The sequence below is a fragment of the Acidobacteriota bacterium genome, assembly GCA_016196065.1.
Lineage (GTDB): Bacteria > Acidobacteriota > Terriglobia > Terriglobales > Acidobacteriaceae > Acidiflorens.
In genome coordinates, this window is sequence record JACPYL010000008.1 from 492,623 (window position 1) to 515,772 (window position 23,150).

At 57.5% G+C, this 23,150-nt stretch carries 23 protein-coding genes; 3 read left to right on the forward strand and 20 right to left on the reverse strand.

Features of this window, described 5'->3' with window-relative positions; all coding sequences use genetic code 11:
* Positions 1-100 precede the first annotated feature (100 nt).
* Complete coding sequence (locus tag HY010_03150; GenBank protein MBI3474703.1) at positions 101-2,731, forward strand: PilZ domain-containing protein; 2,631 nt, start codon at positions 101-103, stop codon at positions 2,729-2,731.
* A 97-nt stretch (positions 2,732-2,828) separates the two neighbouring features.
* Here HY010_03150 and HY010_03155 read toward each other — a convergent pair whose 3' ends face one another.
* From HY010_03155 to HY010_03230, 16 genes are all read right to left on the reverse strand, one after another.
* Positions 2,829-3,140, reverse strand: coding sequence for an ATP synthase F0 subunit C (locus HY010_03155; GenBank protein ID MBI3474704.1), 312 nt, complete (start codon positions 3,138-3,140; stop codon positions 2,829-2,831).
* A 169-nt stretch (positions 3,141-3,309) separates the two neighbouring features.
* A complete protein-coding gene (gene atpB, locus HY010_03160; protein ID MBI3474705.1) occupies positions 3,310-4,068 on the reverse strand; it encodes a F0F1 ATP synthase subunit A in 759 nt (252 codons plus the stop codon).
* A gap of 110 nt (positions 4,069-4,178) precedes the next feature.
* The gene (locus tag HY010_03165; GenBank protein ID MBI3474706.1) at positions 4,179-4,625 is read right to left on the reverse strand and encodes an ATP synthase subunit I; all 447 of its coding nucleotides are present in this window, start codon (positions 4,623-4,625) and stop codon (positions 4,179-4,181) included.
* The gene (locus tag HY010_03170) at positions 4,618-4,851 is read right to left on the reverse strand and encodes an AtpZ/AtpI family protein (protein MBI3474707.1); all 234 of its coding nucleotides are present in this window, start codon (positions 4,849-4,851) and stop codon (positions 4,618-4,620) included. The genes HY010_03165 and HY010_03170 overlap by 8 nt, the downstream gene beginning before the upstream one ends.
* A gap of 180 nt (positions 4,852-5,031) precedes the next feature.
* Positions 5,032-6,537 (reverse strand): NADH-quinone oxidoreductase subunit N, encoded by a 1,506-nt coding sequence (locus HY010_03175; GenBank protein ID MBI3474708.1) that lies wholly within the window; start codon positions 6,535-6,537, stop codon positions 5,032-5,034.
* Positions 6,537-8,141, reverse strand: a complete 1,605-nt coding sequence (locus tag HY010_03180; protein ID MBI3474709.1) for an NADH-quinone oxidoreductase subunit M — start codon at positions 8,139-8,141, stop codon at positions 6,537-6,539. The genes HY010_03175 and HY010_03180 overlap by 1 nt, the downstream gene beginning before the upstream one ends.
* Before the next feature lie 111 nt (positions 8,142-8,252).
* The gene (nuoL, locus tag HY010_03185; GenBank protein MBI3474710.1) at positions 8,253-10,385 is read right to left on the reverse strand and encodes an NADH-quinone oxidoreductase subunit L; all 2,133 of its coding nucleotides are present in this window, start codon (positions 10,383-10,385) and stop codon (positions 8,253-8,255) included.
* Between the two features lie 130 nt (positions 10,386-10,515).
* Positions 10,516-10,815, reverse strand: coding sequence for an NADH-quinone oxidoreductase subunit NuoK (gene nuoK, locus HY010_03190; GenBank protein MBI3474711.1), 300 nt, complete (start codon positions 10,813-10,815; stop codon positions 10,516-10,518).
* Positions 10,816-10,916: 101 nt separating this feature from the next.
* Positions 10,917-11,444: an NADH-quinone oxidoreductase subunit J gene (locus HY010_03195; protein MBI3474712.1), complete on the reverse strand. Its 528-nt coding sequence runs from the start codon at positions 11,442-11,444 to the stop codon at positions 10,917-10,919.
* Positions 11,441-12,763, reverse strand: coding sequence for an NADH-quinone oxidoreductase subunit H (locus HY010_03200; GenBank protein ID MBI3474713.1), 1,323 nt, complete (start codon positions 12,761-12,763; stop codon positions 11,441-11,443). The genes HY010_03195 and HY010_03200 overlap by 4 nt, the downstream gene beginning before the upstream one ends.
* Positions 12,763-13,932, reverse strand: a complete 1,170-nt coding sequence (locus tag HY010_03205) for an NADH-quinone oxidoreductase subunit D (protein ID MBI3474714.1) — start codon at positions 13,930-13,932, stop codon at positions 12,763-12,765. Before HY010_03205 ends, HY010_03200 begins: the two co-directional genes overlap by 1 nt.
* Positions 13,929-14,558, reverse strand: coding sequence for an NADH-quinone oxidoreductase subunit C (locus HY010_03210; GenBank protein ID MBI3474715.1), 630 nt, complete (start codon positions 14,556-14,558; stop codon positions 13,929-13,931). Before HY010_03210 ends, HY010_03205 begins: the two co-directional genes overlap by 4 nt.
* 69 nt (positions 14,559-14,627) lie before the next feature.
* Positions 14,628-14,984, reverse strand: a complete 357-nt coding sequence (ndhC, locus tag HY010_03215) for an NADH-quinone oxidoreductase subunit A (GenBank protein ID MBI3474716.1) — start codon at positions 14,982-14,984, stop codon at positions 14,628-14,630.
* Positions 14,985-15,080: 96 nt separating this feature from the next.
* A complete protein-coding gene (locus tag HY010_03220) occupies positions 15,081-15,590 on the reverse strand; it encodes a lipocalin-like domain-containing protein (protein ID MBI3474717.1) in 510 nt (169 codons plus the stop codon).
* Positions 15,591-15,638: 48 nt separating this feature from the next.
* The gene (locus HY010_03225; GenBank protein MBI3474718.1) at positions 15,639-16,064 is read right to left on the reverse strand and encodes a hypothetical protein; all 426 of its coding nucleotides are present in this window, start codon (positions 16,062-16,064) and stop codon (positions 15,639-15,641) included.
* Positions 16,061-16,363, reverse strand: a complete 303-nt coding sequence (locus HY010_03230; protein ID MBI3474719.1) for a hypothetical protein — start codon at positions 16,361-16,363, stop codon at positions 16,061-16,063. Before HY010_03230 ends, HY010_03225 begins: the two co-directional genes overlap by 4 nt.
* A 150-nt stretch (positions 16,364-16,513) precedes the next feature.
* Between HY010_03230 and lysS the strand changes: the two genes are divergently transcribed.
* Positions 16,514-18,076: a lysine--tRNA ligase gene (gene lysS / locus HY010_03235; GenBank protein MBI3474720.1), complete on the forward strand. Its 1,563-nt coding sequence runs from the start codon at positions 16,514-16,516 to the stop codon at positions 18,074-18,076.
* A 188-nt stretch (positions 18,077-18,264) separates the two neighbouring features.
* Positions 18,265-19,686, forward strand: a complete 1,422-nt coding sequence (locus HY010_03240) for a hypothetical protein (protein MBI3474721.1) — start codon at positions 18,265-18,267, stop codon at positions 19,684-19,686.
* A gap of 161 nt (positions 19,687-19,847) precedes the next feature.
* On the opposite strand, the gene HY010_03245 is transcribed toward HY010_03240, so the two are convergent.
* From HY010_03245 to HY010_03260, 4 genes are all read right to left on the reverse strand, one after another.
* On the reverse strand, positions 19,848-20,093 hold the full coding sequence (locus tag HY010_03245) for a hypothetical protein (protein ID MBI3474722.1): 246 nt from the start codon (positions 20,091-20,093) through the stop codon (positions 19,848-19,850).
* Between the two features lie 233 nt (positions 20,094-20,326).
* On the reverse strand, positions 20,327-20,683 hold the full coding sequence (locus tag HY010_03250; protein ID MBI3474723.1) for a hypothetical protein: 357 nt from the start codon (positions 20,681-20,683) through the stop codon (positions 20,327-20,329).
* Complete coding sequence (locus HY010_03255; protein MBI3474724.1) at positions 20,670-21,836, reverse strand: sulfite oxidase; 1,167 nt, start codon at positions 21,834-21,836, stop codon at positions 20,670-20,672. The genes HY010_03250 and HY010_03255 overlap by 14 nt, the downstream gene beginning before the upstream one ends.
* Positions 21,837-22,106: 270 nt before the next feature.
* Positions 22,107-23,126: a M28 family peptidase gene (locus tag HY010_03260; GenBank protein ID MBI3474725.1), complete on the reverse strand. Its 1,020-nt coding sequence runs from the start codon at positions 23,124-23,126 to the stop codon at positions 22,107-22,109.
* Between the last annotated feature and the right edge of the window lie 24 nt (positions 23,127-23,150).

The following is a 23,150-nucleotide window of genomic DNA, read 5'->3' on the forward strand; positions in this document are numbered from 1 at the left end:
GTCCTAACGCCCTGAGGAGGGAGTTATCTCCACCGCAGCTCAAACCGATGCTATCCGCAATGCGTCTGCGCGGGCGTTTATCCACAGCCTGAACATTCTTGTGAAGTACACGCGCCTCTATGGCGTGAAGCATAAGCGGACCGAAGGCCAGTTCCAAACCACCTGGAAAGAACTGCAGGAAGGCCTGCCCAAGACCGGAGAAACCGGATTTCTGCTGGGTGTAGCGGACAATCGATTGTTGCTGGACGGCACGCCTCTCGAAACCGGACAGGCAGAACGAAGCTTCGCGCAACTGCTCACTGCGGCCGGCCTGGCGAGTATCCATTTTTCCAGCAAAGTTACGCTCGATGACTTTACCCGCCTGGTCACAGCCTTTGCGATGGGCGGATCGAAGGCGCAGGACTTCGCCAAGCAACTCAAAGACACGCTCGGCGACAACAAGAATTCTTCCATCAAAATCAATGAAGTGAAATTTATCGCAGCTGATCCGACGACCGGAGAAATTTCCGTCGCAGCCCAGCTCGCTGCACAATCGCTCGGACCAGAATTCAAACAGTGGCTGAACGATCCGCAAAAAATGCTGCAGTTGATCGCCGCGGCCCAGGGAGCGAGTTCCGGCGGCTCGGGCGAGCCCGGCGGAGCGCCACTGGGTACGGTCCCCAATGTTCCGGTCGCGCATGGCGGCGGAGCGGGCACCGGCGGCGGCGGTGGTGCGTGGACCGGCGGAACGGTTCCTCTTCAAGAAGAGGAAGTGATTCAAGCCATCCGCATGCTCACTCACTTCGGACAAGTAGCGCAGGATCCGAACGCGGGCCCCGAACAGTTCACCGCGGAGCTGAACAAAGTTCCCGAAAGCACCAAGCTGAATCTGGCTGGGTTACTTGAAAGTTTGTCGAAGCAGGTCACAACGGTTGCCGAAGAAACCGACACGCCACTGTTGATGAAGGCGGCCGAGCACATGGCCATCCGCTTCGCACTCGATCGCTATTCGAAGGGTGAAGTAAAGGTCAACGCCGTTCACCAGATGATGGAGCACATGAGCCGTCAGATGGACACGTTGCGGCAGATCTTGCGCGTGCAGGAAGACAAGATGTCGAAGGCGGGCATCCTGGTCGACTCGCATGCCGACATTCTCGACCGTATGTTCTGGGCGGAAGTCCCGGAAGCTGGCAAGAAGAGCGTACTGCTCTCGGGCGAAGCGGCATGTGTGCCTCCGCGCAACATCCGGCAGTTTGTGGAAATGCTGCTGGAGCGCGACGACAAAGAGATTGCAGCCAAGATCCTGACTAACTACTGCAGTTGCCTGGACGCCAAGGACCTCGAGCCGCGGCGCAAGACCGCCATTGGTCTCGCGCAGATTGCCGACCTCTACGCAAGCGCTCCGGAAGAAGTGATGCCGAACGCAATTTCCATGATCGGCGAAAAGCTGGCCAAGGAAACCGACAGTGAAGTGCAAAGCCTTTTGAGCGCGGCATTCACCCGTTTCGGACAGGAAGCCTGCACTCGCAAGAAATACAAAGCGGTCGCGGAAGTTTGCCTGTCGCTGGTCGATATCGGCAAGGAACGTCCGCTGCTGGTGCAGGATCTGCGTTCCCGTGTTGGCATTGAAAACCGCCTCCCGGAAATGCTCGAAGAAGCCATCATGGCGCCTTCGGTTTCGGAAGAGCTGATCAACGTTCTGCAGCAGATTCCGAAGAGTTCCGTGGAACATCTCTCTGACCGATTCTTCCGCTCGCAGAAACGAGTAGAGTGCGACCGGATCGTGGAACTGGTCGGAGAACTGGGCCAGCCGGCGGTCGACGATCTGCGCGAGGTGCTGCGCACCGGACAACCGCGACAAGCTGCATCCTGTGTAGGCCTGCTGAGCCGTCTGAATGTCTCAACGTTGCTCGAACTGCTGCCGACACGCATGTCGGAATTCAACCGTTTCTATCAGGACGTAATCGTGCGCCAGATCGCGTACGGCGCCGCTTCCGATCGCGGCCGCACGCTCCTGGAGCTTTTGGAATTGCTCGATCCGCTCATTCTGCCCGAGGCCATCGACGAAATCGGGATGAGCCTGGATCGCACCGCGAGTTCGAGTCTGATTGCGATGGCGAGCGCGGGCGAAGCTGCTTCCCGGCCACCGTTTGTGCAGCTCAAAGCGATCGAGTCCCTGGGACGATTGCGAGATGCAGAAGCGGTTCCGGTTCTGCGCAGCATCGTGGAAGAGAAGAAGATCTGGGGCCGCACGCAGCATCGCGAGCTACGCGTCGCTGCGGCGCAGGCACTGTCGAAGATCGACCCGCGCTATGGCGCCCAGGTACTGGCAGACAGTGGCCTGGATGCCGCAGAACTGGCCATCAATCCGTTGGATCCGGCTCCTGCTTGCCCATGGGTGCGGCAGCGGCGCTATGAACGCGTCATTCTGCCACGCACATTCTCGGCGACGCTGAGCAGTTCCTGGGGAAAGTCCAATATCGTCATGCGCGAAATGAGCATGGGCGGCGGTATGGGAACGCGTAGCGACAATCTCCGCGTCGGTTCCGAAGCGAACGTCGAGATCTCCACGGGCGTAAAAAAGATTCGCGGCCAGGTCCTCCTGCGTCGCGCGCGTGTCAACGAAATCGGCTTCGAGTTCGTCAGCATGGATCTGGACAGCCGTTACCGGCTACGCCGCATCCTGGTCGAAGCGTCCGAGAAAGCGCCCGAGAATCGTTCGTCCACGTGGGACGGCGAACGCAAGACCTAGCCAAGGCTAGACCTGCAAACGTAAGTCTCTCGAAACAAAAAAGCCTCCGCTTCGAGCGGAGGCTTTTCACTGCATCGAATTCCCAACACGTAAATCTTTAGACAACCTTGACGAAAATAATCACGAGCGTGAACAGCACCAGCGACTCGATGAAGGCCAAGCCGAGAATCAGCGCCAGCTGAATGAAAGAACGTGCTGCAGGGTTGCGAGCCATCGCTTCGCAAGCCGCTGCACCCACTTTGCCCTGGCCTTGCGCAGCCAGACCAGCCGCGATTGCAATCGCGAAGCCTGCCGTAATCGCAACCCAGTTCGTACCGCCGGCCGCAGCGCCACCGGTCTGCGCGAACGCAGGCACGGCAAGGATCGAGAACATCATCATCACGAACAGCACCATCAACATCTTCTTCATTGTTTTTCTCCTAGGAAATAGCCGCCAGTTGGTGGTTGACACCGCGCCTTGGGAGGCCGGAGCCCTCACGCTGGAAGCAGGTGACAGGTCTCAGGTGTTAGGTGTCAGGAAAACCGAATGAAGCGACGCGCTTCCTGAGACCTAAGACCTGACACCTGACACCTGTTCTTTAGTGTTCGTGCGCCGTTGCTTCGCCCAGATAAACGCAGGCGAGCAGCACAAAAATGTATGTCTGAATCAGCGACACGCCGATATGCAATCCCTCGAACAGCACCGGGATACCAATCGGCAAGAGCGAGAAAAATACCAATGTCACCATTTCGCCGGCGAACATATTAGCGAACAAACGAATCGTCAATGACATGATCCGGGCGAGGTGACTGAACACTTCGATCGGGAACATCAAGACCGGCAAGAACAGCCGGACCACGATCGGCAGGTCTTTGTCCTGCGGCCCGATAAAGTGTTTCAAATATCCAATCGCGCCGTTGGTTCGGACGCCGTACAAGTTGTAATAAACCCAAGTCATCAACGCGCAACCGAGCGGCACCACGTTCACCGCCGTTGGCGATTCCAGTCCCGGGACGAGTCCAATCAAATTGCAGGAGAGGATGAACATTCCCAGCGTAATCAGATATCCGACGAACGGGTCCGCATGATGGCCGATCGTCTCGTGCGCCAGGTTGTTTACAAACCCGTAAATACCTTCCATGGTGTGCTGCAGGCTGCCCGGCTTCTCCACTGACAACCGCATCCGCACCAGGACAAAAAATGCCGTCAGCAGCAGGACGACCAGGATCTCCATCGCCACCGCATTGGAAATCGGCGCCGCAGGGTTCATCACGGGAACGCCAATCGCGTGCAGCAAAGCGAACACAGGTCCGCCGAAGATCCGATTCAGGAATTCAGTAAATACCAGTTGTTCCATACGATTAGGTAATGCAGCTTCGAGCTACAGGCTTGAACCTGATTCTTCCAGATTTCAAGACCGTCAGCGCCCAATTTTTCGCGGCTCGCAGCTCGTAGCTCGCAGCTTCTTTACTTCTTACGAAATGCAACGACCGCTTCGACTCCTGCCTCGGCCATCATGGCCGCCACCGGCAGGCAAAGCCCCCACAGGAACCCTCGGAAGGCCAAAACGGAACCCTTTAAGATAGCATACGCAGCCACTCCAACCAACCCGTAACGGACCAGGAAACGGCCGACAATCGCCCATCCCCGCTCCTTGCTCTGCTGGTTCACTACGCGGTCGCCAAGGGCCTCGACGCCGCTGATCAAGGTTCGGAAATTGACATAGGAAACGGCCGATCCAGCGGCCACACCGAGTGCGCCAACCCAACCGTAATACCAGTAGACGGGTCCCAGGAGAAGCACGCCGACCACCAGGATTGTCCGCAGCATTCGGGGGATGGCGCGTTCGTGGAAAGTATCGAAAGGCGTGCTTTCGACTGGGGCGCTTGCTTCGGAGTTGGAGAGGTTACTCATCCCGGGAGGCCGACATCGCCATACGAATCATCTGATAGAAACCCAGCACTGCGCCCGCCAGGAGGCCGGCCAGATAAAGCCACTTGGTGTGAAGCCAGTAGTCGAGAAGTTTGCCAAAAAAGAACCCTACCAGGATTGCAGCCGGGATGATGAATCCAATTTCGGAGTAGCGTGCGAGCGCCACCAGCGGATCTTTCTTCCCGGGAGGCGTGGAGGGCGCGGCCATGCGGTGATTCTAAACTAGCCGCGGGCTGCGGGCGCCGAGCTACGTGCAACCAAATTTGCCGAGACCCTGTTCCGCCGGAGAAGCGGGCAAAATCATCAACCCAACCATCACTGAGTCGGAGGTGCTGAGGGGTGGGGGTGCGCGAAGCGCGAAGGTTCTAGCTCGTGGCTCGAAGCTGCCCTACTTCATCACCTGCGCCACATGCGTCGCCTGCGGAATCCCCAGCGACCAGTTCACGCCTTGAATAAACGGCTCCGGATAGATCCCGATCATCAGGGTGGCCAGTGCAGTGACGGCGAGTGCAGCACGCATTCCATAGCTGACCTGCAGCGGCTCACTGACCGTCGATTCCCGCATGAACATCGCGTTAGCGACCTTTAAATAGTAGTAGAGGCCGAACAACGCGTAGAGCACGGCCACGCCGGCAAGCACGTAGTGCTGGCTTTCCACCAGGCTGAGGAAGATGTAGTACTTGCCGAGAAATCCCGCGGCGGGCGGAATGCCTGCCAGTGAAAGCAGGAACAGCAGCATGAGAACCGCTTCGACCGGTGCGCGCGAATAGAGGCCGGCGAGGTCGTCGATTTCATCCCCGATAATGTTGCGCTGGCGCAGCGACGTAATCACCGCAAACGCGCCCAGATTCATGAAGGTGTACACCAGGAGGTAAACGAGGATTCCCTTCATTCCGTCGAGGAACGCGGCACTGCCAGGCGCGGAAGTTCCGATCGCGACAAACGCGAGCAACATGTAGCCGACATGCGCGATCGACGAGTAGGCCAGCAGCCGCTTGGTGTTGGTCTGCGTGAGCGCGGCGAAGTTCGCGCCCGTCATGGTGGCGATGGCGACGAAGACAAACATCGGTGTGTAGACGGCGCGCAGCGGGAACAATCCGAATAGCAGGATGCGCAGCAACATTGCCCATGCCGCCGCCTTCACCGCCACGGACATGAATCCCGTGATGCTGGTGGGAGCGCCCTCGTAAGCATCCGGCGCCCACTGGTGAAAGGGGACCGCAGCAATCTTGAAGAGCAGGCCCACCATGGTCGTGATCAGCGCGATGATCAAAACAGGGTTGTGCGGATCCATCCGGGCAACGGCTCGTTGAATCAGGATCAAGTTCGTCGTGCCCGTGAGCCCGTACAGCAGCGATAGTCCATATGCGAAGATGCCGGAAGAAAACGCTCCCAGCAGCAGATATTTCAAAGCGGCTTCGTTGGATCGGCGGTCGCGGCGCAGGAATCCGACTAGCACATAAGTCGAGATTGCCATCAACTCCAATCCGATGAAGATCAGCACCACATCGATGCCGGCCGCCATGCACATCATGCCTACAACCGAGAGCAACAGCAGCGCGTAGTACTCGCCGTGATGCTCATCTTCAATTTCGAGATAGCGAACCGATATCAGAATGGCAATCGCTGCCGCGGCCAGAAATAAATACCAGAAGTAGATAGCGAAGCGATCGACCAGCAGCGAATTCAGGAATCCGATGCTGCCATTCGGCAGTACTCGCTGAATCTGACCCACGCAGACCGCGGCAAACACCACGCCCATCAAAGCGCCGGCTGCGTTCACCCATTTCCACTGGCGGGGCACGATCAGGTCAATCAGCAGGATGCCCAGCGCAAAGATGGTGAGCTCCACCATGGGCAACATCAGCCGGTATTCGTTTGGCGAGATGCCCATCAGCGATTGCTCCCTTCAGGCTTGCTCACTGATCCGATGGGCACTGACTCGACCGGAGCCGCCTGCGCGTTGACCACTCCGTTCGCATGCGCGTTGTCGTGAATCGACTGCACCAGTTGATTCACCGGCTGTTCGAGGATCTGGAAGAATGGCTTCGGATAGAGGCCGATCCAGAATGCCAGGATCAGCAGCGGAGCAAACGTCAGCAATTCGCGCGGAGTGAGGTCATGTAATTTTTCATTCTTGGGATTCGTCACCGGCCCGAAGAACACGCGCTGATAGAGCCACAATAAGTACGCCGCCGCGAGGATCACGCCGGGCGCTGCCCATGCTGCCCACTTCCAGTTTGCGGTGTACGCTCCTGCCAGGATCGTGAACTCGCCGACGAAGCCATTCAACAGCGGCAATCCCATCGACGACAGGAACATGATCATGGTGATGGTCGCGTACACCGGCATGACGTTCGAGATGCCGCCATATTCGGCGATTTCGCGGGTATGCCGCCTTTCATACAGAATGCCGACAATCAGGAAGAGCGCGCCAGTGGAGATCCCGTGATTGATCTGTTGCAGTACCGATCCGCTCAAGCCGGCCGAGTTCAATGCGAAAATTCCCAGCGTACAGAAACCCAAGTGACTCACGGACGAATACGCCACCAGTTTCTTCATGTCCTTCTGCATCAGCGAAACCAGCGCGCCGTAGATGATGCCGACGATAGAGAGGCCAATCAGCCATCCCTGCACCCGCTTATCCATCACCACGCTCGGGAAGAACGGCAGCGAGAAGCGCACGAAACCGTACGTTCCCATCTTCAGCAGGACCCCAGCCAGGATGACAGAACCAGCGGTGGGAGCTTCCACGTGCGCATCCGGCAGCCAGGTGTGGAAGGGGAACATCGGTACTTTGATGGCGAATCCCAGAAAGAACGCAATGAACAGCCAGATGGCCGTCGCAAACGAAATCTGCGGTGCGGTCTTATAGAGTTCCGGGATACTGAATGTGAATACGTTCTGCACCGCGTGGTGATGGAAGTAGAGGAACAGAATCGCCAGCAGCATCAACACCGAACCGAGCAGCGTATACAGGAAGAATTTGATCGCCGCATAAAGTTTGCGGGGACCGCCCCAGATGCCGATCAGCAGGTACATCGGGACCAGCATCGCTTCCCAGAAAACGAAGAACAAGAAGAAGTCGAGCGCCATAAAGACGCCCAGCATGCCAGTCTGCAAAACCAGAAACCAAACGTAGTATTCCTTCACGCGATTTTCAATCGCTGTCCACGAAGAGAGAATCGAAATCCATCCCAGCAACGTCGTGAGCATGATCAGCAGAAACGAGATGCCGTCGATGCCGAGGTTGTAACCCGCGCCGATCGAGGGAATCCAGTTGTTGGCAGTGCCTTCGACGAATTTGAATTGGGAAGTGGCGTCGAAACGCTGCGCCCAGAACATCGGCACGAGCGGCAGCGAAATCAGCAGGCCGCCCAGCGAGAAGATGTTGGCCACCCAGCGCACCGCCGCCTTGTTCGTGCCCGGCACAAACAGGAGCACCAGCGCTCCCAGCAGCGGCGTGAAGAGGATGATGGAGAGAATATGAGTTTGCATAATGAATCGGCTTCTAGCTACTGGCCGCTAGCTTCTGGCAATCATTCCTGAATCGTTGCCTAAAACTGGTTCCGATCGCCAGGAGCCAGTAGCTAGAAGCTAGTCGCTGCATCACTTCCATACGTAATAAAATCCCAGCCCAACCAGCCCCGCTGTCATCACCAGTGCGTACCACTGCACCAGGCCCCATTCAAATAGGCGCGCTGGATAAGACAGCATCCGCGACAGAATCGCCGGTCCATTGACCAGCAGGCCATCGATGATCCATTTGTCCCACCAACTGGACAGAGTTCCAGCGGCGCGTGTGCCCCATCCAGCGCCGTTGACGGTGCCATCGATCAAGTTGGTGTCAACCCACGCGGACGCTTCGCCCGCTCCCATTGCGCCCAGGCGGATGTTGCCGATCTTGCGGCGTCCGGTGAAGAGGTAGTCGTAGGCTTCGTCGACAAACCATTTGTTGAAGAGCGCGCGATAGAGCGGCGGTGCGGCGGCCGCGATCGGCTCGGGATAGTCTTTATCAGCGTGCGCGTAGTAGCGGTACGCCACCGATCCGCCCACAACAGCAGCCGCCACCGACAATCCCATCAGCGTCCATTCCCATCCGCGATGTTCTTCTTCTCCGGCAGGCCCGGCGGGCGCAACCGGCTCTTCGCCTGCGACTTCTGCTCCTGTCGCAAACACCGGCTCCAGGAATTTCTCGAAATGATTGGAGCCGCCAATGCTCGCAGGCCATCCCAGCCATCCCGCGCAGATCGAGCAGACGGCCAGCACTACTAACGGTCCGGTCATCGACTTGGGCGATTCGTGAACATGGTGTTCCACTTCATGGCTCATGCGAGGCTTCCCATAAAACGTCAGGAAAATCAGCCGAGCCATGTAGAACGCGGTCATCAGCGCGGTCGCAAATCCGATCAGCCACAGATACGGAAAGCCGCCGTGCGCGGAACGCCAAGCCTGCCAAAGGATTTCGTCCTTCGAGAAGAAGCCCGCCAGCGGCGGAATACCGGCAATCGCCAGCGTCGCAACCGCCATGGTCTTAAAGGTCGTCGGAATGCGCTTGTTCAGGTCACCCATATTGCGCATGTCCTGCTCGCCCGACATCGCATGGATTACCGAGCCCGCCCCGAGGAACAGGAGCGCTTTGAAGAACGCGTGCGTGAACACGTGGAAGACGCCCGCCGTAAAGGCGCCGACTCCCAACGCCAGGAACATGTATCCCAACTGTGAGACGGTTGAGTAGGCGAGGACGCGCTTGATGTCGTTTTGAACGAGTCCGATCGACGCAGCGAAGATTGCCGTGAGGGCACCGACGATGGCAACCGTCTTCATCGCGGTCGGAGCCAGCATGAAGACGGCATTTGACCGCGCCACCATATACACTCCCGCCGTCACCATGGTCGCGGCGTGGATCAGCGCGGAAACCGGCGTCGGGCCTTCCATCGCGTCCGGCAGCCAGACATAGAGGGGAATCTGCGCCGACTTTCCGCACGCTCCAACAAAGAGCAGCAGTGCGGCTGCCGTCAGGACCGGGTCGCCGAGAACGAAGTGCCCGTTGTGAATCGCGGCATTGATGTCAATGAAGCGGAACGATCCCAAATACCACAGCAGCGTAAACATGCCGAGCAGGAATCCGGCGTCGCCAATTCGGTTGACGATGAATGCCTTGTTGGCCGCGTCCGTCGCTGACTTGCGATGAAAATAGAATCCGATCAGCAGATATGAGCACAGCCCGACGCCCTCCCACCCTACGAACATCAGCGCATAGTTGTTCGCGAGGATCAGCGTGAGCATCGAAAACATGAACAGGTTCAAGTATCCGAAGAAACGGTAGTAGCCGCCTTCGTGCGCCATGTATCCGGTGGAGTAAATATGGATCAGCATGCCCACACCGGTTACGAACAGCAGCCAGATCGACGAGAGCGGATCCAGCAGGAAACCGAAATCGGTGTGGAAGGAGGCGTGAGTGCCATCCTGTTTCAGGAACGTGAAATTGGAATCACCCGTGCCCAGCCAGGTGTAGAGGATAACTTCTTTCGGCTGATGATAGTTTTCCGGATGCTCCGGGATGCCCGACCACTGCGTGTATTGCCAGACAGCTCCACAGGCAAACAAGAACGTAACGACGATCGCTCCCACGCACACCGCATTCACCGCCGTCTTCGACATCTTGCGGCCAAAAAAGAGCATCATCGCGGCCCCGAAGGCCGGGAAGAGCGGGACGAGATAGATGTGGTCTAGAAACATGTCGTTAGTCGTCAGTCTTTGGTCGTTCGCTGTTCGTCATTCGCCGTTCGCTTTAGCCCGCCAGCAGCCAGAAGCTAGGAGCCAGTAGCTGTTATTGCTCGTAGCTCGAGGCTCATAGCTCGAAGCCCGCCTACCATTTCAACAAATCAATCTCATCCACATTGATCGTCTCCTTATTGCGGAAGAAGGCGATCAGGATGCCCAGGCCAACAGCAGCTTCAGCCGCAGCATCAACGACTACAAAGATCGCGAACACCTGCCCATGCAGGCCTCCCCACATGCGGGAGAAAGCCACCAGGTTCAGGTTCACCGCGTTCAGGATCAGCTCAATCGACATCAGCACGATCACGACGTTGCGCCGCGTGAGCACGCCGATCACTCCCAGCACGAAGAGCGCAGCGGCAACGACGAGATAGTGGAGCGTGGTAATCGGAGTCATAAGTTGTGTCGTTGGTCGTCCGTCCTTCGTCGTTCGCAACACATGCTGAGATCAATCGGTTTCGCGAACGACCAACGACGAACGACCATCGACTAAATCCTTTTCTTCGCCATAATCACCGCTCCCAGAATCGCGACCAGCAATAGCAGGGACGCGATCTCGAAAGCGAACGTGTATTGCCCCATACGGCCGGCTTCTCCGTAGAGCATGATGCCGATCTGTTGGGTGTTGGCGGATTCTGCCATTTGCTGGCCACGTTCCACGAACAGGTCTTTGCCCTTCCACAACACGGACAGGAACAGCGCCAGCAGCGCCGCCGAGGCCAGCAATCCTACTGGCCACATGCGATTGAACTGGTGTTCGTGCATGGTGCGTTCGAGGCTCACCAGCATGATCACAAACAGGAACAGCACCATGATGCCGCCGACATAGACAATGATCTGCACGCCAGCTACAAACGGCGCGTAGAGCATCAGATACAGTCCGGCGACTGCCAGCAGTGCAACGATCAGCGCCAGGGCAGAATGAACGGCATTGCGGCGAGTAATGACGATGAACCCACTGACCACGGCCAGTCCCGACAGCAGGTAGAAAAAGAATGGAGTCGCGACCGGAGTCATCCGAGGATTACCCCCGCGATGGCGGTAAGAATCAACACTCCCAGCGAAATCGGCAGCAGGACTTTCCATCCCACGCGCATGAGCTGATCGAAGCGGTAGCGAGGCCAGGTCGCGCGATACCAGATGTACAGGTACATGAACACGCCCACTTTCAACACAAACCAGTACACGTTGCTCAAGCCTTCGGCCGTGTGTGTAACCAGCGCATGATTGCCGGAGCGCCCGCCGATGGCGATCGCGAGCAGCACCAGCCCGATGAGCGCGAGCACCGCGCCGAATCCACCAAGGCCAATCGTCTGTGCCTGGAAGCCGCGCTGCCGGGGCATGCGCGCCGTCCCGACGAGGGCAACTGCAGCGAGCACCAGGAAAGTCAGCCCGGCAAAGAGCGAGAAAATAAAGTCCCAGGTTGGCCCATTCAACAGGTTGGGAAATGGGCGCATCCATCCGCCGAGCCAGAGCGTAACCGCGATCGACGAAACGGCGATCATCGCCGCATACTCGGCGAGCATGAAGAGCGACCATCGTAAGCCACTGTATTCCGTGTGAAATCCAGCGGTTAGTTCGGACTCGGCTTCGGGCAAATCAAAAGGCGCGCGGTTGGTTTCCGCAATCATCGCAACCGCGAAAATTCCGAAAGCGATGAAACCAAGCGGGAAAAATTTGAACAGAAACCAGACATGCTGTTCCTGCTGCGCTTGCACGATGCCGATCATGCTGAGCGTGCCTGTGCCGTCACCTAACTTGGAAACGCCGTAGAGTCCAGTACCGTGCAGGCTGGTCATCAGGATTGCCGAGACAACTGTCAGTCCCATGGCCACTTCATAGGAAACCATTTGTGCGCTGGAGCGCAGCGCTCCCATCAATGGATAGTGTGAGTTTGAAGCCCATCCCGCCATCACCACACCCAGCACAGCGAGCGATGAAACGCCGAGCATGAACAGAATGCCAATGTTCATGTCGCTGACAGCTTGCGAGGGCCCGAACGGCACCACCGTGTACACCGTGAACGATGCCAGCAGGCCGATCACGGGGGCAATCCAGAAAACGAACTGATCGGCTTCGGCTGGAATGATGTCTTCTTTCAGAAGGAGCTTGATTGCATCGGCAATCGGTTGCAGCAATCCGTGCGGTCCGACGCGCATCGGGCCAAGCCGCACCTGGAAGTGGGCCAGCGCTTTGCGCTCGATCCAATTCATGGCGATCACGGCAACCGACACGCCCGCAAAAATGATCAGCACATAGATCAGCGCCCAAAGCTGGTTATTGGCTTGGCCGGGAGTCAGCGTGCTACCCAGATAGGACCGGAGGGAGTCGAGCATCAGCGGTCCACCTCACCCAGCACGATATCGAGTGTGCCGATGACGGCAACCACGTCGGCCACATACATGCCGCGCACCATCAGGTCGAGCGCCTGCAAATTCACGAACGATGGCGGACGCACGCGCATCCGGTAAGGCATCGTCGTTCCATCGCTGACGATGAAATATCCCAGCTCACCCTTGGGTGCTTCGATCGAGTGATAGATTTCGCCGACCGGAGGCTTGATCACTTTCGGAACCTTGGCCATAATCGGCCCGGCCGGAATCCCATTCACGGCCTGCTCGATGATCCGCAACGACTGCCGCATCTCCGCCATGCGCACCGTGTACCGGTCGTAGGTATCGCCGTTTTCGCCCACCGGAATTTCGAAATCAAACACCGAATAGTTAGCGTACGGTTGCGCCTTGCGGAGATCCCACTTCACGCCACTGGCCCGGAGTACAGGCCCGGTTACGCCGAGTGCAATCGCATCCGCAGCGGAGATCACGCCGACTTTCTTCGTGCGCTCCAGCCAGATTCGATTCGTGGTCAGCAGTTCCTCGTACTCGTTAATCTTGGGCGCGAAGAATGTCAGGAAGTCTTTGACATCTTTTTCGAAACCTTCATAGGTTTCGTACTGGCAACCGCCGATACGAAACGCATGCGTCGTCAGACGAGCGCCGCAGTATTGCTCGAATATCTTGAGGATCTCTTCCCGATCGCGGAAGGTATAGAAGAGCGGCGTCATCGCACCGATGTCGAGCGCGTGCGTGCCGAGCCAGAGCTGGTGACTGGCGATGCGATTCAGCTCCGTCAGGATCACGCGCAGGTATTGCGCGCGGGGCGGGGCTTCCACGCTCAGAAGTTTCTCGACCGCTTCGCAATATCCCAGGCCGTTCGAGACCGCGGCCACGTAGTCCATGCGGTCGACGTAGGGATTGAACATTGAATACGTGCGATTCTCAGCAATTTTTTCGACGCCGCGATGCAGGTACCCGATTACGCATTCAGTGCCCAGAACTTTTTCACCATCGAGTTTAAGGATGACCCGCAGCACTCCATGGGTCGCCGGATGCTGCGGCCCCATGTTGATGATGAGTTCGTTGGAATCGAGATACGGACGATCAGGAGTTTCAAGATCGAGGTTGGAAACAACGTTGCTGGGACCGTTTTTGTTCTCTGGGATCATTGGGCTTTCTCAATCCCCAGATTGATCTGGACCCACTCCTGGTCCTGCTGGCGAATGCCGTAATCCTTACGCAGCGGGTGCCCTTTCCAATCGTCTGGCATCAGGATGCGTTTCATGTCGGGATGGCCGTCGAACTTGATCCCGAACATGTCATAGACTTCGCGCTCCAGCCAATTCGCCGTCGGCCAGATCGAGACGACCGAAGGTATGGCCTCGCCATCGGCAATCTGTGTCTTGACCCGAATGCGCTCGTTGCGCGAAAACGAGTAAAGAATCCAGAGCAGATCAAATTGTTTCTCGCGCTTGGGATAATGGATCGCGGTGATGTCCACGCAATAATCGAACTGCTCTTCCTCGCGCAGGGACCGCAGAATTTCAGGAATCGCCGAACGATCAACCGTGAAGTAGTTCTGCCCAACAAAACTGAACGCATCAAGACTCGATCCGAATCGTCCTTTGTATTTCTCGACCAAAGGCGATGCCCAAGGCATCGGAACCGGCCCCGCGGGCTTTGGGGGAACAGCAGGCTTCGGAGGAGCAGGAGGAGCGGCGGCAGGAGGAGTCGCGGCAGCAGCAGTAGGCTCTGCAACTGGTGGTGAGACAGGCGATTTTGGTTCGTCAGCCATGCGCTTCAGTTCTCAGTTCCTGCTCTCAGGTTTCCTGACACCTGAGACCTAACACCTAAGACCCGCCGTTTAAATCCACTCCAACGCGCCCTTTTTCCAGATCCAGACGTAACCCACGATCAGGATGCCCAGGAAAACCAGCATCTCGATCAATCCGAAAGCTCCCAGAGCTTTGAACTTCACTGCCCACGGAAACAGGAACACAGTCTCCACATCGAACACCACAAACAGGATGGCGATGATGTAATAGCGCACCGTGTAACGGCCGCGCGCATTGTCCACGGGATCGACACCGCACTCGTACGGCATCAATTTCGTCTGGTGAGGTTTCTGCGTCCGAACGATCTTCCCCAGCACCAGCGTCAGCGGGATGAGCACGCCTACGACCGCGATGAACAGGAAAATGGGAACGTAGTTTTGCGGCATGAACCCTCACCTCAATGCTGCAGGACTTGTCATGCTATCGTCCCTGTCCTCCGCCTTCAAGATGCGGGATCACAGGGCCGTGTGACGAATGAACAATCAGCGAACTCGTTCCCAGATCAGGGTTTCGTCGAGCATTTCGCCGGTCGACGACTGGAATGGCGGAGGAGTCAGGCTGAGCTGGCCTCCACGTAACTGGAACTTCCTTTTCTTCGCCTCGCCGACGCTATTCGGATCGAGCGACAACTCGGCGTGATGAATCACATATCCTTCGCGGTCGTGTACCTCGTACGTGCCGGAATAGGCCTCAAAGCCGGTAACCGCTGCACGCGATTCTTCTGCGGTCGGCTGGTCTTTGGATTTCCATTTTGGCCGGTCAGGATCCATCAGTTGCACGGCCATGTGCCCCGTGGAGTCGTAGGCGATATATCCCACGACGTGTGGGCCTAGATCGGGATCGGGGGTGATGTGACCATCAGGATGACGAACTTCGATGCGCACCAGCTTCCACAATCCGACAAAATTCTTAGCAACGGTGGAAGTGGGTTCGCTTCCCGACGCTCTCATCAGCAGACAACAGCACGCCAGCACAAGTAGCAGGTTCTTCATCCATCCTCCCTGGGCGATGCCGCATGCTAAACCCGGGCGAGTGGAGGTTCAAGGACGAACAGTCTGGTTAATTTTCAGCGGTCTGTCGGGCAGCAGGAAAGACGCGCGTGCAGCGGCTGATGCCAGAGTTCCCTGCTGGTAATAACGGTCCAGGACGCCAAAGCTTCCCTTTGCCCATGCAAGAAGGTCGGCGTTCCGTGCGGCAAAACTCTCCCAGTCCGAGGGCTGAGTGCCCGCCAACAGGCGCTCGCGAATGAGGAACAAGTAAGCCCATGTGACCGTCTCGTGGTAGCGATCCGCTTTGCCCTGAGCGGTAGCAAAACGTAACAACGCGGCCGAGAATTTCTGCAGGGCATCCAGTACCGGATATCGCGTCAGATACTCATAACCGAGCCGGACGTGATCGGCATGGTGAAAAGTTTCCGGCGCGGTGGTGCCACCTTCGAAATGTGCGATCAATTCGTCGCCAGTCATTTCTTTTTCTCCCGAAGAGGCTTGGTCCCGCTTCGCCCTTTTTTGATTTCAGTCAGCCGATGGCTAGCATTCGAGTCGAGATCGAGGCCATAGAACTTCTTGAGTTCGCGGATGCGTTCGAGCGACGCCGGGCTGAAGGGCGTCTTGCCGTCGAAGGCGTGCAGCACGATGCCTTCGAGCACGTCGCCGAGCGTCATGTCGTGATATTCGGCGAATCCCTTGAGGACTTTCAGAATGCGCTTTTCCATCCGGACTCCGGTCTGGACGCGCTCAATGAGGAGCTTGGGATCGTTTGTCATGATGGTACCAATGTACCATGGTACCGAAATGACGTCAAAGCCAATTGGTCCCAACTCACCTTGCCCGCAAACTGAGACTGAGAACCGGAGCCGAGAACTTTTCCTGCCTTGTTTATAATCAATAGTTTCCGAACCAACGAAGGATTCTCATTGTCACTCGACGAAAATATCTACGAAATCCGGCGCGAGAAGCTGAAGAAGATTGAGGCTCTCGGGCAGCCGGCGTATCCGACGAAGTACAACTTCAGCCATACGGTTCCGCAGATTCTCGCGGCCTATAGCGGCGAGACGGCCGAGACGCTCGAAGCAACGCGCGTCAACGTGCGCGTGGCTGGCCGCATCATGGCGATCCGCCTGATGGGCAAGGCCGGTTTCGGACACCTCCAGCAGGACGGCCAACGCCTCCAGTTCTACGTGAAGAAAGACGCCATCGGCGATGCGGGCTTCGAACTCTGGAAGTTGCTCGACCTCGGCGACCACATCGGCGTTCGCGGATATCTATTCCGCACCCGCACGGGAGAACTCAGCATCCATGCGGAAGAACTGACGTTCCTTTCGAAGGACCTGTTGCCGTTGCCGGAGAAGTGGCACGGCCTCACCGACGTCGAACTGCGTTACCGCTCGCGCTATGTCGACCTGGTGATGAATCCGGAGGTTCGCGAAGTATTCCTGAAGCGCAGCAAATTAGTGCAGTCATTGCGAAGGCATCTCGATTCACAGGGATTCATCGAAGTCGAGACACCGATGATGCATCCAATCGCCGGCGGCGCCGTGGCGCGTCCGTTCAAGACGCATCACAACACGCTCGACATGGACCTGTTCCTGCGTATCGCGCCCGAACTGTATCTGAAGCGCCTGACCGTCGGCGGCTTTGATCGCGTCTACGAAATCAATCGCAACTTCCGCAACGAGGGACTGGGCTGGCGCTGGAATCCTGAGTTCACCATGCTTGAGGCCTACCAGGCGTACACCGATTATCTCGGCATAATGAACACGACCCAGGCCGCAATCGAGCAAGGCGTGCGCGACGTTACGGGCGGAACGAAAACCAAGTGGGGCGACCAGGAGATCGACTGGACCAACGAAAACTGGCGGCGCATGACCATGCGGGAGGCGATTGTTAAGTTCTGGCCCGAAAACGCTGGCGCAAAACCGGTGGTGAGCGATTTCGCGACCCACGACGCGGTAAACGGCCTGGTGACGCGCTTACGAGGAGCCGGGATCAAGCTGGCGTACGACTCGAACGAACCAGCAGGCAAGACGATTGCAGGAATATTTGAGGCGATTGCAGAAGAGCATCTGGTGCAGCCGACGATCATTTACGAATTTCCGACTGCCATTTCTCCTCTTTCGAAGCAGAAGCCCGACGAACCAGACTGGACGGAGCGCTGGGAAATCTTTGCCGGCAAAATGGAAATCGCCAATGGCTTCAGCGAACTCAACGATCCCGAGGACCAGCGGCAACGATTTGAAGGCCAACTAAAAGAACGCGAACGCGGTGACGACGAAGCTCACCAGATGGACGAGGATTACATCCGAGCCCTTTCGTACGGGATGCCGCCGGCAGGAGGAGTAGGCGTCGGCATCGATCGTCTGATCATGCTGATCACCGATTCCCACACCATCCGGGACGTGATTCTCTTTCCTCTCCTGCGGCCCGAAAGACAAGAAACCACCGAAGACACAGGGGAAACACAGGCGCCGCCAAAATAGTAGGCGTTCTAAAAAGTGCTACCCATCCTAAAGGAGTTGGCATTTTAGAAGAATTGTCATCCTGAGCGAAGCGAAGGACCCGCTGTTTGGCCGCGATGAACACGGCCGCAAGATTCGGATAGATCGCATGCACCTGCATGGATGAACATGAGCAAGCCCTAAGACCTAACACCTGAGACCTGCCTTTCATGCCCTTCGACCTTGACTCCGCCCTTCGCCGCAAGCTTGGCTACAAGCTGATCGATCACATCGACGCCTTCTACTCTTCCCTGCCCGACCGTCCCGTGCAGGTACCGGCGGATCAGCGCAGCTACGGCCCACGCAACGAGCCGATGCCAGAAGGGGGCGCGGATCCAACCACGGTATTCGAAGAAATTTGTCGCGCGATGGTTGATCAAGGCTTCCACGTTCCCGCCGCTAACTATTTCGGACTGATGAATCCCACGCCCACATACATGGGATTCCTGGGCGAAGCGCTGGTTGCCGGGCTCAACCCGCAACTGGCGACTCTGGCTCGCTCCCAACTCGCGTCCAAGATTGAAGTGGAAACGCTGCGCTGGATTGGCGAACGTGTAGGCTGGCCCGGCGGCTTCAACGGCACCTTCACCAGCGGCGGCAACGAAGCCAACTTCAGCGGCATGGCTCTGGCATTAGCGTGGAAATTTCCCAATGCGATCGAGGACGGAGTCGCGACCATCGGCGGTCAACCGATCGCGTATGCGTCGGCGGAATCGCACCATTCGCTCGACAAATCGGCGGGACTGTTAGGCATCGGCCGCAAGGCCTTGCGACGAGTCGCGATCAATACGCGAATGCAGATGGACCCCGCCGCACTCAATACGGCGATCGAATCCGACTTTCGCAATGGCCGCAAGCCATTCTGTGTCGTCGCGACCGCCGGTACGACCAGTTCCGGCATCATCGACGACCTGCCGGCGATTGCCGAAATCTGTCGTCGCCACCAGCTCTGGCTCCATGTGGACGGAGCGTATGGTGGGTCGCTGATCTTCTCCAACAAACATCGCCACCTGATCAACGGCATCGAACTGGCCGACTCGATCACCATCGATCCTCACAAGTGGCTGGCCGTACCTTTTGCGGCAGGAGTCATCCTGACCAGCCACCCGGAAGTTTTGGAACAGGCCTTTTCTGTGCAGGCGCCCTACATGCCGAAAGCGGCAGGCGCAGTCCTGCCGGACAACTCGAAGATCAGCACCCAGTGGACGCGCCGCATGAACGCTATGAAGTTGTGGCTGACCCTCAAAGTGCACGGCAGGCAAGCGTACGAAGAACATATCGACCGGCAAATGAATCTGGCCCGCGGCTTCGCCGATTGGGTGAGCCAGTCGGAGCACTTCGAATTGTCGGCGCCGATGATGGTGCCAATCCTCAACCTGCAGCTAAAAGGCGTTGCCAGCTCGACCGAGCGTGCGGCCTTGCACAACGCGATCGTCGAGGAAGTGACCCGCGATGGTCAGCGTTGGATCTCCGAAACAATCGTGAATGGAGAGAGCGTGATCCGCGTGATGGTGATCAGCTATTTGACGGAAGAACGTCATCTCAAGGCGCTGCAAGAAGCCTTGTTGGCTGCCGCAGCGCTGCATCGGTAAGCCTAAACCGCCCAGGGACGACAAAGCGCTACCGACCCAGAGCCCAAAAGGGCGCTACGGTAGCGCTGCCATGATCTTTCTCGAACTTCTGAGAGCATGGCTAAATGCACGCCTGACTTCAAGTAATTGTTTAGGTTCGTGCGGCAAACCAAGTCCGCGAGCTACTTAGTCTCTTCCGGGGTCTTCTTCTCGGGAACCTTCTTGGGCGTCGCCTTACCGGCCTTTTCGGTACCGAAATTTTTCGAGAGGTAGTTCAGGATCGCGGCGCGGTCGGCGTCCTGTACATCCGCTCCCAGGCCGACCATCTTGTCGAGTTCGTTCGACCATTCCGCGCGGGTGAGGTGCTTCTCCGTAATCCGGGCGGCATTGTGGCACTGCGTGCAGGTAGCCTTAATCTTGGCCTGCATAGGACCGGGTGGCAGGGTCTTGGTCTGTGCAACTGCCAAGCTAACCGAAGAGAACAAGAAAAGAGCAAAAAGAAGTTTGTGCAGCAAGCTGGACCCCAGATCCTCGCGGCTCCCGGAGCCGATTAGAGTCACCCCCACGGGTGCTGTGTACATGGTAGGGGCGAAGTGGAATCAGGGTCAAGCAGCGATGACCACCTGGCGAACCCTTGCATCGAAGGCCCTTTTCCATCCAATCAGTGCTTGGACTTGGCACGCGCCTTCGCGTCCGGCTCATGAGAGGTTGCCGGAGCCACATACGTCGGCTGGTCAGGACTGAAGCTAGCGCTGAAATAATCAATCAGGCCGTCGCGATCTTGCGGATCGACCACCGCGCCCCACTTCGCCATCTTGTCCATTTCCTTGGTCCAGGCGGCCTTGCTCAAACGCTGCTGCACGATGATACGGGCCTCATGACAACTCAAGCACGCGTCCGCGGCCTTCTCCTTCATGGGACCAGCGGGCAACTCCTCGTTCGGGGAGGACGCCGAAGCCGACACTGCCGCAATGCAGAACAGTGCAATCACAACAACGTTCGTACTAAGCCTGGACATAGACCTTCACCTGATCGTAGGCGTTATGAAGATAGCCGCTCGGATTCCAGACGGCGGCATCCGGCTGCACTCTTCCTTGACTGTCGGTAGCGCGGGAGAGGATCACGTAGTCGCCGCTATTGGAGGGCTTCCACGCGTAACTCCACAGCCGCCAAGCGTACTTGGCATGATCCTTGCCGAGTTCCGCGGGAACCCATGACGCTCCACCATCGGTCGATATTTCAACCTTGGTAATGTCGGCTTCACCGGCCCAGGCCACACCCTTGATCTCCTGTTTGCCGGGTTTGAGTTTCGCTCCGTCGCTTGGACCGGCGATCAGGGACTTCACGGTGAGGCCAGTAACGGAATGCGTGTCCTCGGGCTTCACCGCTTCGCCAGGCTTCACCGGATTATTGGGAAGCCGGTATCCGGGACTCATGAAATTCCCTTCCGCGGGCTTATCGAGTACGGTGATTTCCGTGAGCCACTTGCAGGACGCCGCACCGGCCCATCCCGGAGTCAGGGCCCGAGCGGGAAATCCATGATGACCAGTAAGAGGCGCATCGTTCATGTGAGTGGCGATGAGAGTGTCAGCATCAATCGCTTTTTCGATGGGAATGCTGCGAATGAATGGAGGCACCTTGCCCAGAACTTCGTCGAGTCCGCGAAACATGACATGCTTGCCGGTATCTTTAACGCCGGCTTTTTCCAGCAGTGTCTTCAGGCTCGGTCCGGAAAACTTGGCATTGCCAACCGCTCCCTTACTCCATTGAATTCCCGGAACCTTGGGATTCTGCAATGACCGGCCATTGCCCGCGCATTCCATGGCATTGGTCACAGAGTGGACGGGAACCTTCTGCAGGTCCGCCAATGTGAACGTCTGCGGCTTTTCCACTTCGCCGCCGATCGTCAGCTTCCATGTGCTGGCATCGATTTTTGCCGGGGCGAACATGTGGTTGCGAACATAGAAGTGTTTGACCGGGGTAATCCACTCGGTCATGAGTTCCACCGGCATCTCCAGATCGAGAAAGCGATAGGAACGGACAATCATGCCGTCTTTGCCCGGCACGGGGATGGTCGAGGCGTCCGTCGCCCACGCAAGCACCGGACTGGCTGCTCCCGCGGCAAGCGCCGCGGCGGATGCAGCTTTAAGAAAATCACGACGGGAAGTCATCAAAAAGGGCCCCCAGCGCACAAACCCTACTACATCAGTAGAGATTGAGGCAAGCTGTTTTTGCTCTTCATCACCAATTCGCTGCTCGCGTAACGTCGCGCATGCCCTGGGCAGATAGTTACAGCCAAAATAAAAAACGCCTCGAAATTAAGAGGCGTATTCCAGGAGTGGACAGGAGGAAACGGTGGAGGCGAACCACCTAATGTCTACTATATCGATAGACATTATGGCAGTCAAGAGGAAAATGGCTCAGGCGCGTGAAAAGGCCGGTTAGCGGCGGTCGATCAACCGCAGGGCTTCCAGCGTGGCATTGCCGACGATTTCCAGGCTGCGTGGGCTCAGTTTATCGAGCGTATCCTGCGGCGTGTGGTGGAAGACGTTGTCGTAGCCGTATTCCAAGTCGATCACGTCGAGGCTGGGCACGCCGCGCTTCACGAACGGCATGTGGTCATCTTCCACCGCGCCGGAGAGACCGTAAAAGTGAGACTGTGCTCCGCCACGTTCAGCAGCCGCATACATCAAATCGAGCAGCCATGGAGTGGAATTGGTGTCGCGCAGAATATTCAGATCGGCGTCCCCGATCATGTCCATGACGAGCAGCGCTTTGATTTTCTTCAGCGTGCCGTCTTTCTCCCACTGCTCGGCCAGATGACGCGTGCCGTAAAGACTATCGGTGTCCGACCACTGCCGCACCGCTTCTTCTCCATCGGTCCAGACCAGCCAGACGCTGTAGCCATCGCGCTTCTTCCCGCGCAGATGGTTCGCATACTCGATCAGAATCGCAGCCGACGAGCCGCCATCGTTCGCGCCAACGAACCCCGTATTGCGTAGAGGATAGTTGGTGTCATAGTGGCCGAGGATCACGATGATGCCATCTTTCGTCCCCGGATATTTCGCGATGATGCTTCGCACCGGGAACTTCCCTTCCACGGTCTCAGCAGTAAAAGCGTCGTCCTCGACCTGATCGCCTTTCAGATGCGATGTGATGTAGTTCTCAACCTTCTTATGGTTCTCGCTGCCCATAGGCCGCGTTCCGAAGGCGACGATGTCTTTGATGTACTGAAACGTGCGTTTGGAGTCGATCTGCGGTGCGGGGCCGGATTCCGGTGCGGCGGTATCGACGGAGGCAGCGGCCGGTTCAGGCGCTGCACTCACGGCGGGATTCGCACTTGCTTCCGGCGCCGAGGGAGATGCTTTGCTGCATGCAGCGGTGTTGAGTACCAGCAGCGCAACGCATAACCACAAGGAGGATAGGAGATCACAGGGGAAAGCGATTCGAACACGTTTCATGTTGTATTTCCGAAATAACGGCAT

Coding starts and splice junctions, on each gene's coding strand:
- HY010_03220 (MBI3474717.1), bottom strand. CDS start 15,590: ATGAAGAACCTGCTACTTGTGCTGGCGTGCTGTTGTCTGCTGATGAGA.
- atpB (MBI3474705.1), bottom strand. CDS start 4,068: ATGGAACAACTGGTATTTACTGAATTCCTGAATCGGATCTTCGGCGGA.
- HY010_03205 (MBI3474714.1), bottom strand. CDS start 13,932: ATGATCCCAGAGAACAAAAACGGTCCCAGCAACGTTGTTTCCAACCTC.
- HY010_03260 (MBI3474725.1), bottom strand. CDS start 23,126: ATGAAACGTGTTCGAATCGCTTTCCCCTGTGATCTCCTATCCTCCTTG.
- HY010_03245 (MBI3474722.1), bottom strand. CDS start 20,093: ATGCAGGCCAAGATTAAGGCTACCTGCACGCAGTGCCACAATGCCGCC.
- HY010_03165 (MBI3474706.1), bottom strand. CDS start 4,625: ATGAGTAACCTCTCCAACTCCGAAGCAAGCGCCCCAGTCGAAAGCACG.
- HY010_03250 (MBI3474723.1), bottom strand. CDS start 20,683: ATGTCCAGGCTTAGTACGAACGTTGTTGTGATTGCACTGTTCTGCATT.
- HY010_03170 (MBI3474707.1), bottom strand. CDS start 4,851: ATGGCCGCGCCCTCCACGCCTCCCGGGAAGAAAGATCCGCTGGTGGCG.
- nuoL (MBI3474710.1), bottom strand. CDS start 10,385: ATGTTTCTAGACCACATCTATCTCGTCCCGCTCTTCCCGGCCTTCGGG.
- HY010_03225 (MBI3474718.1), bottom strand. CDS start 16,064: ATGACTGGCGACGAATTGATCGCACATTTCGAAGGTGGCACCACCGCG.
- HY010_03180 (MBI3474709.1), bottom strand. CDS start 8,141: ATGCAAACTCATATTCTCTCCATCATCCTCTTCACGCCGCTGCTGGGA.
- HY010_03200 (MBI3474713.1), bottom strand. CDS start 12,763: ATGCTCGACTCCCTCCGGTCCTATCTGGGTAGCACGCTGACTCCCGGC.
- HY010_03175 (MBI3474708.1), bottom strand. CDS start 6,537: ATGGGCATCTCGCCAAACGAATACCGGCTGATGTTGCCCATGGTGGAG.
- HY010_03155 (MBI3474704.1), bottom strand. CDS start 3,140: ATGAAGAAGATGTTGATGGTGCTGTTCGTGATGATGATGTTCTCGATC.
- HY010_03240 (MBI3474721.1), top strand. CDS start 18,265: ATGCCCTTCGACCTTGACTCCGCCCTTCGCCGCAAGCTTGGCTACAAG.
- HY010_03230 (MBI3474719.1), bottom strand. CDS start 16,363: ATGACAAACGATCCCAAGCTCCTCATTGAGCGCGTCCAGACCGGAGTC.
- HY010_03210 (MBI3474715.1), bottom strand. CDS start 14,558: ATGGCTGACGAACCAAAATCGCCTGTCTCACCACCAGTTGCAGAGCCT.
- HY010_03195 (MBI3474712.1), bottom strand. CDS start 11,444: ATGACTCCGGTCGCGACTCCATTCTTTTTCTACCTGCTGTCGGGACTG.
- ndhC (MBI3474716.1), bottom strand. CDS start 14,984: ATGCCGCAAAACTACGTTCCCATTTTCCTGTTCATCGCGGTCGTAGGC.
- HY010_03255 (MBI3474724.1), bottom strand. CDS start 21,836: ATGACTTCCCGTCGTGATTTTCTTAAAGCTGCATCCGCCGCGGCGCTT.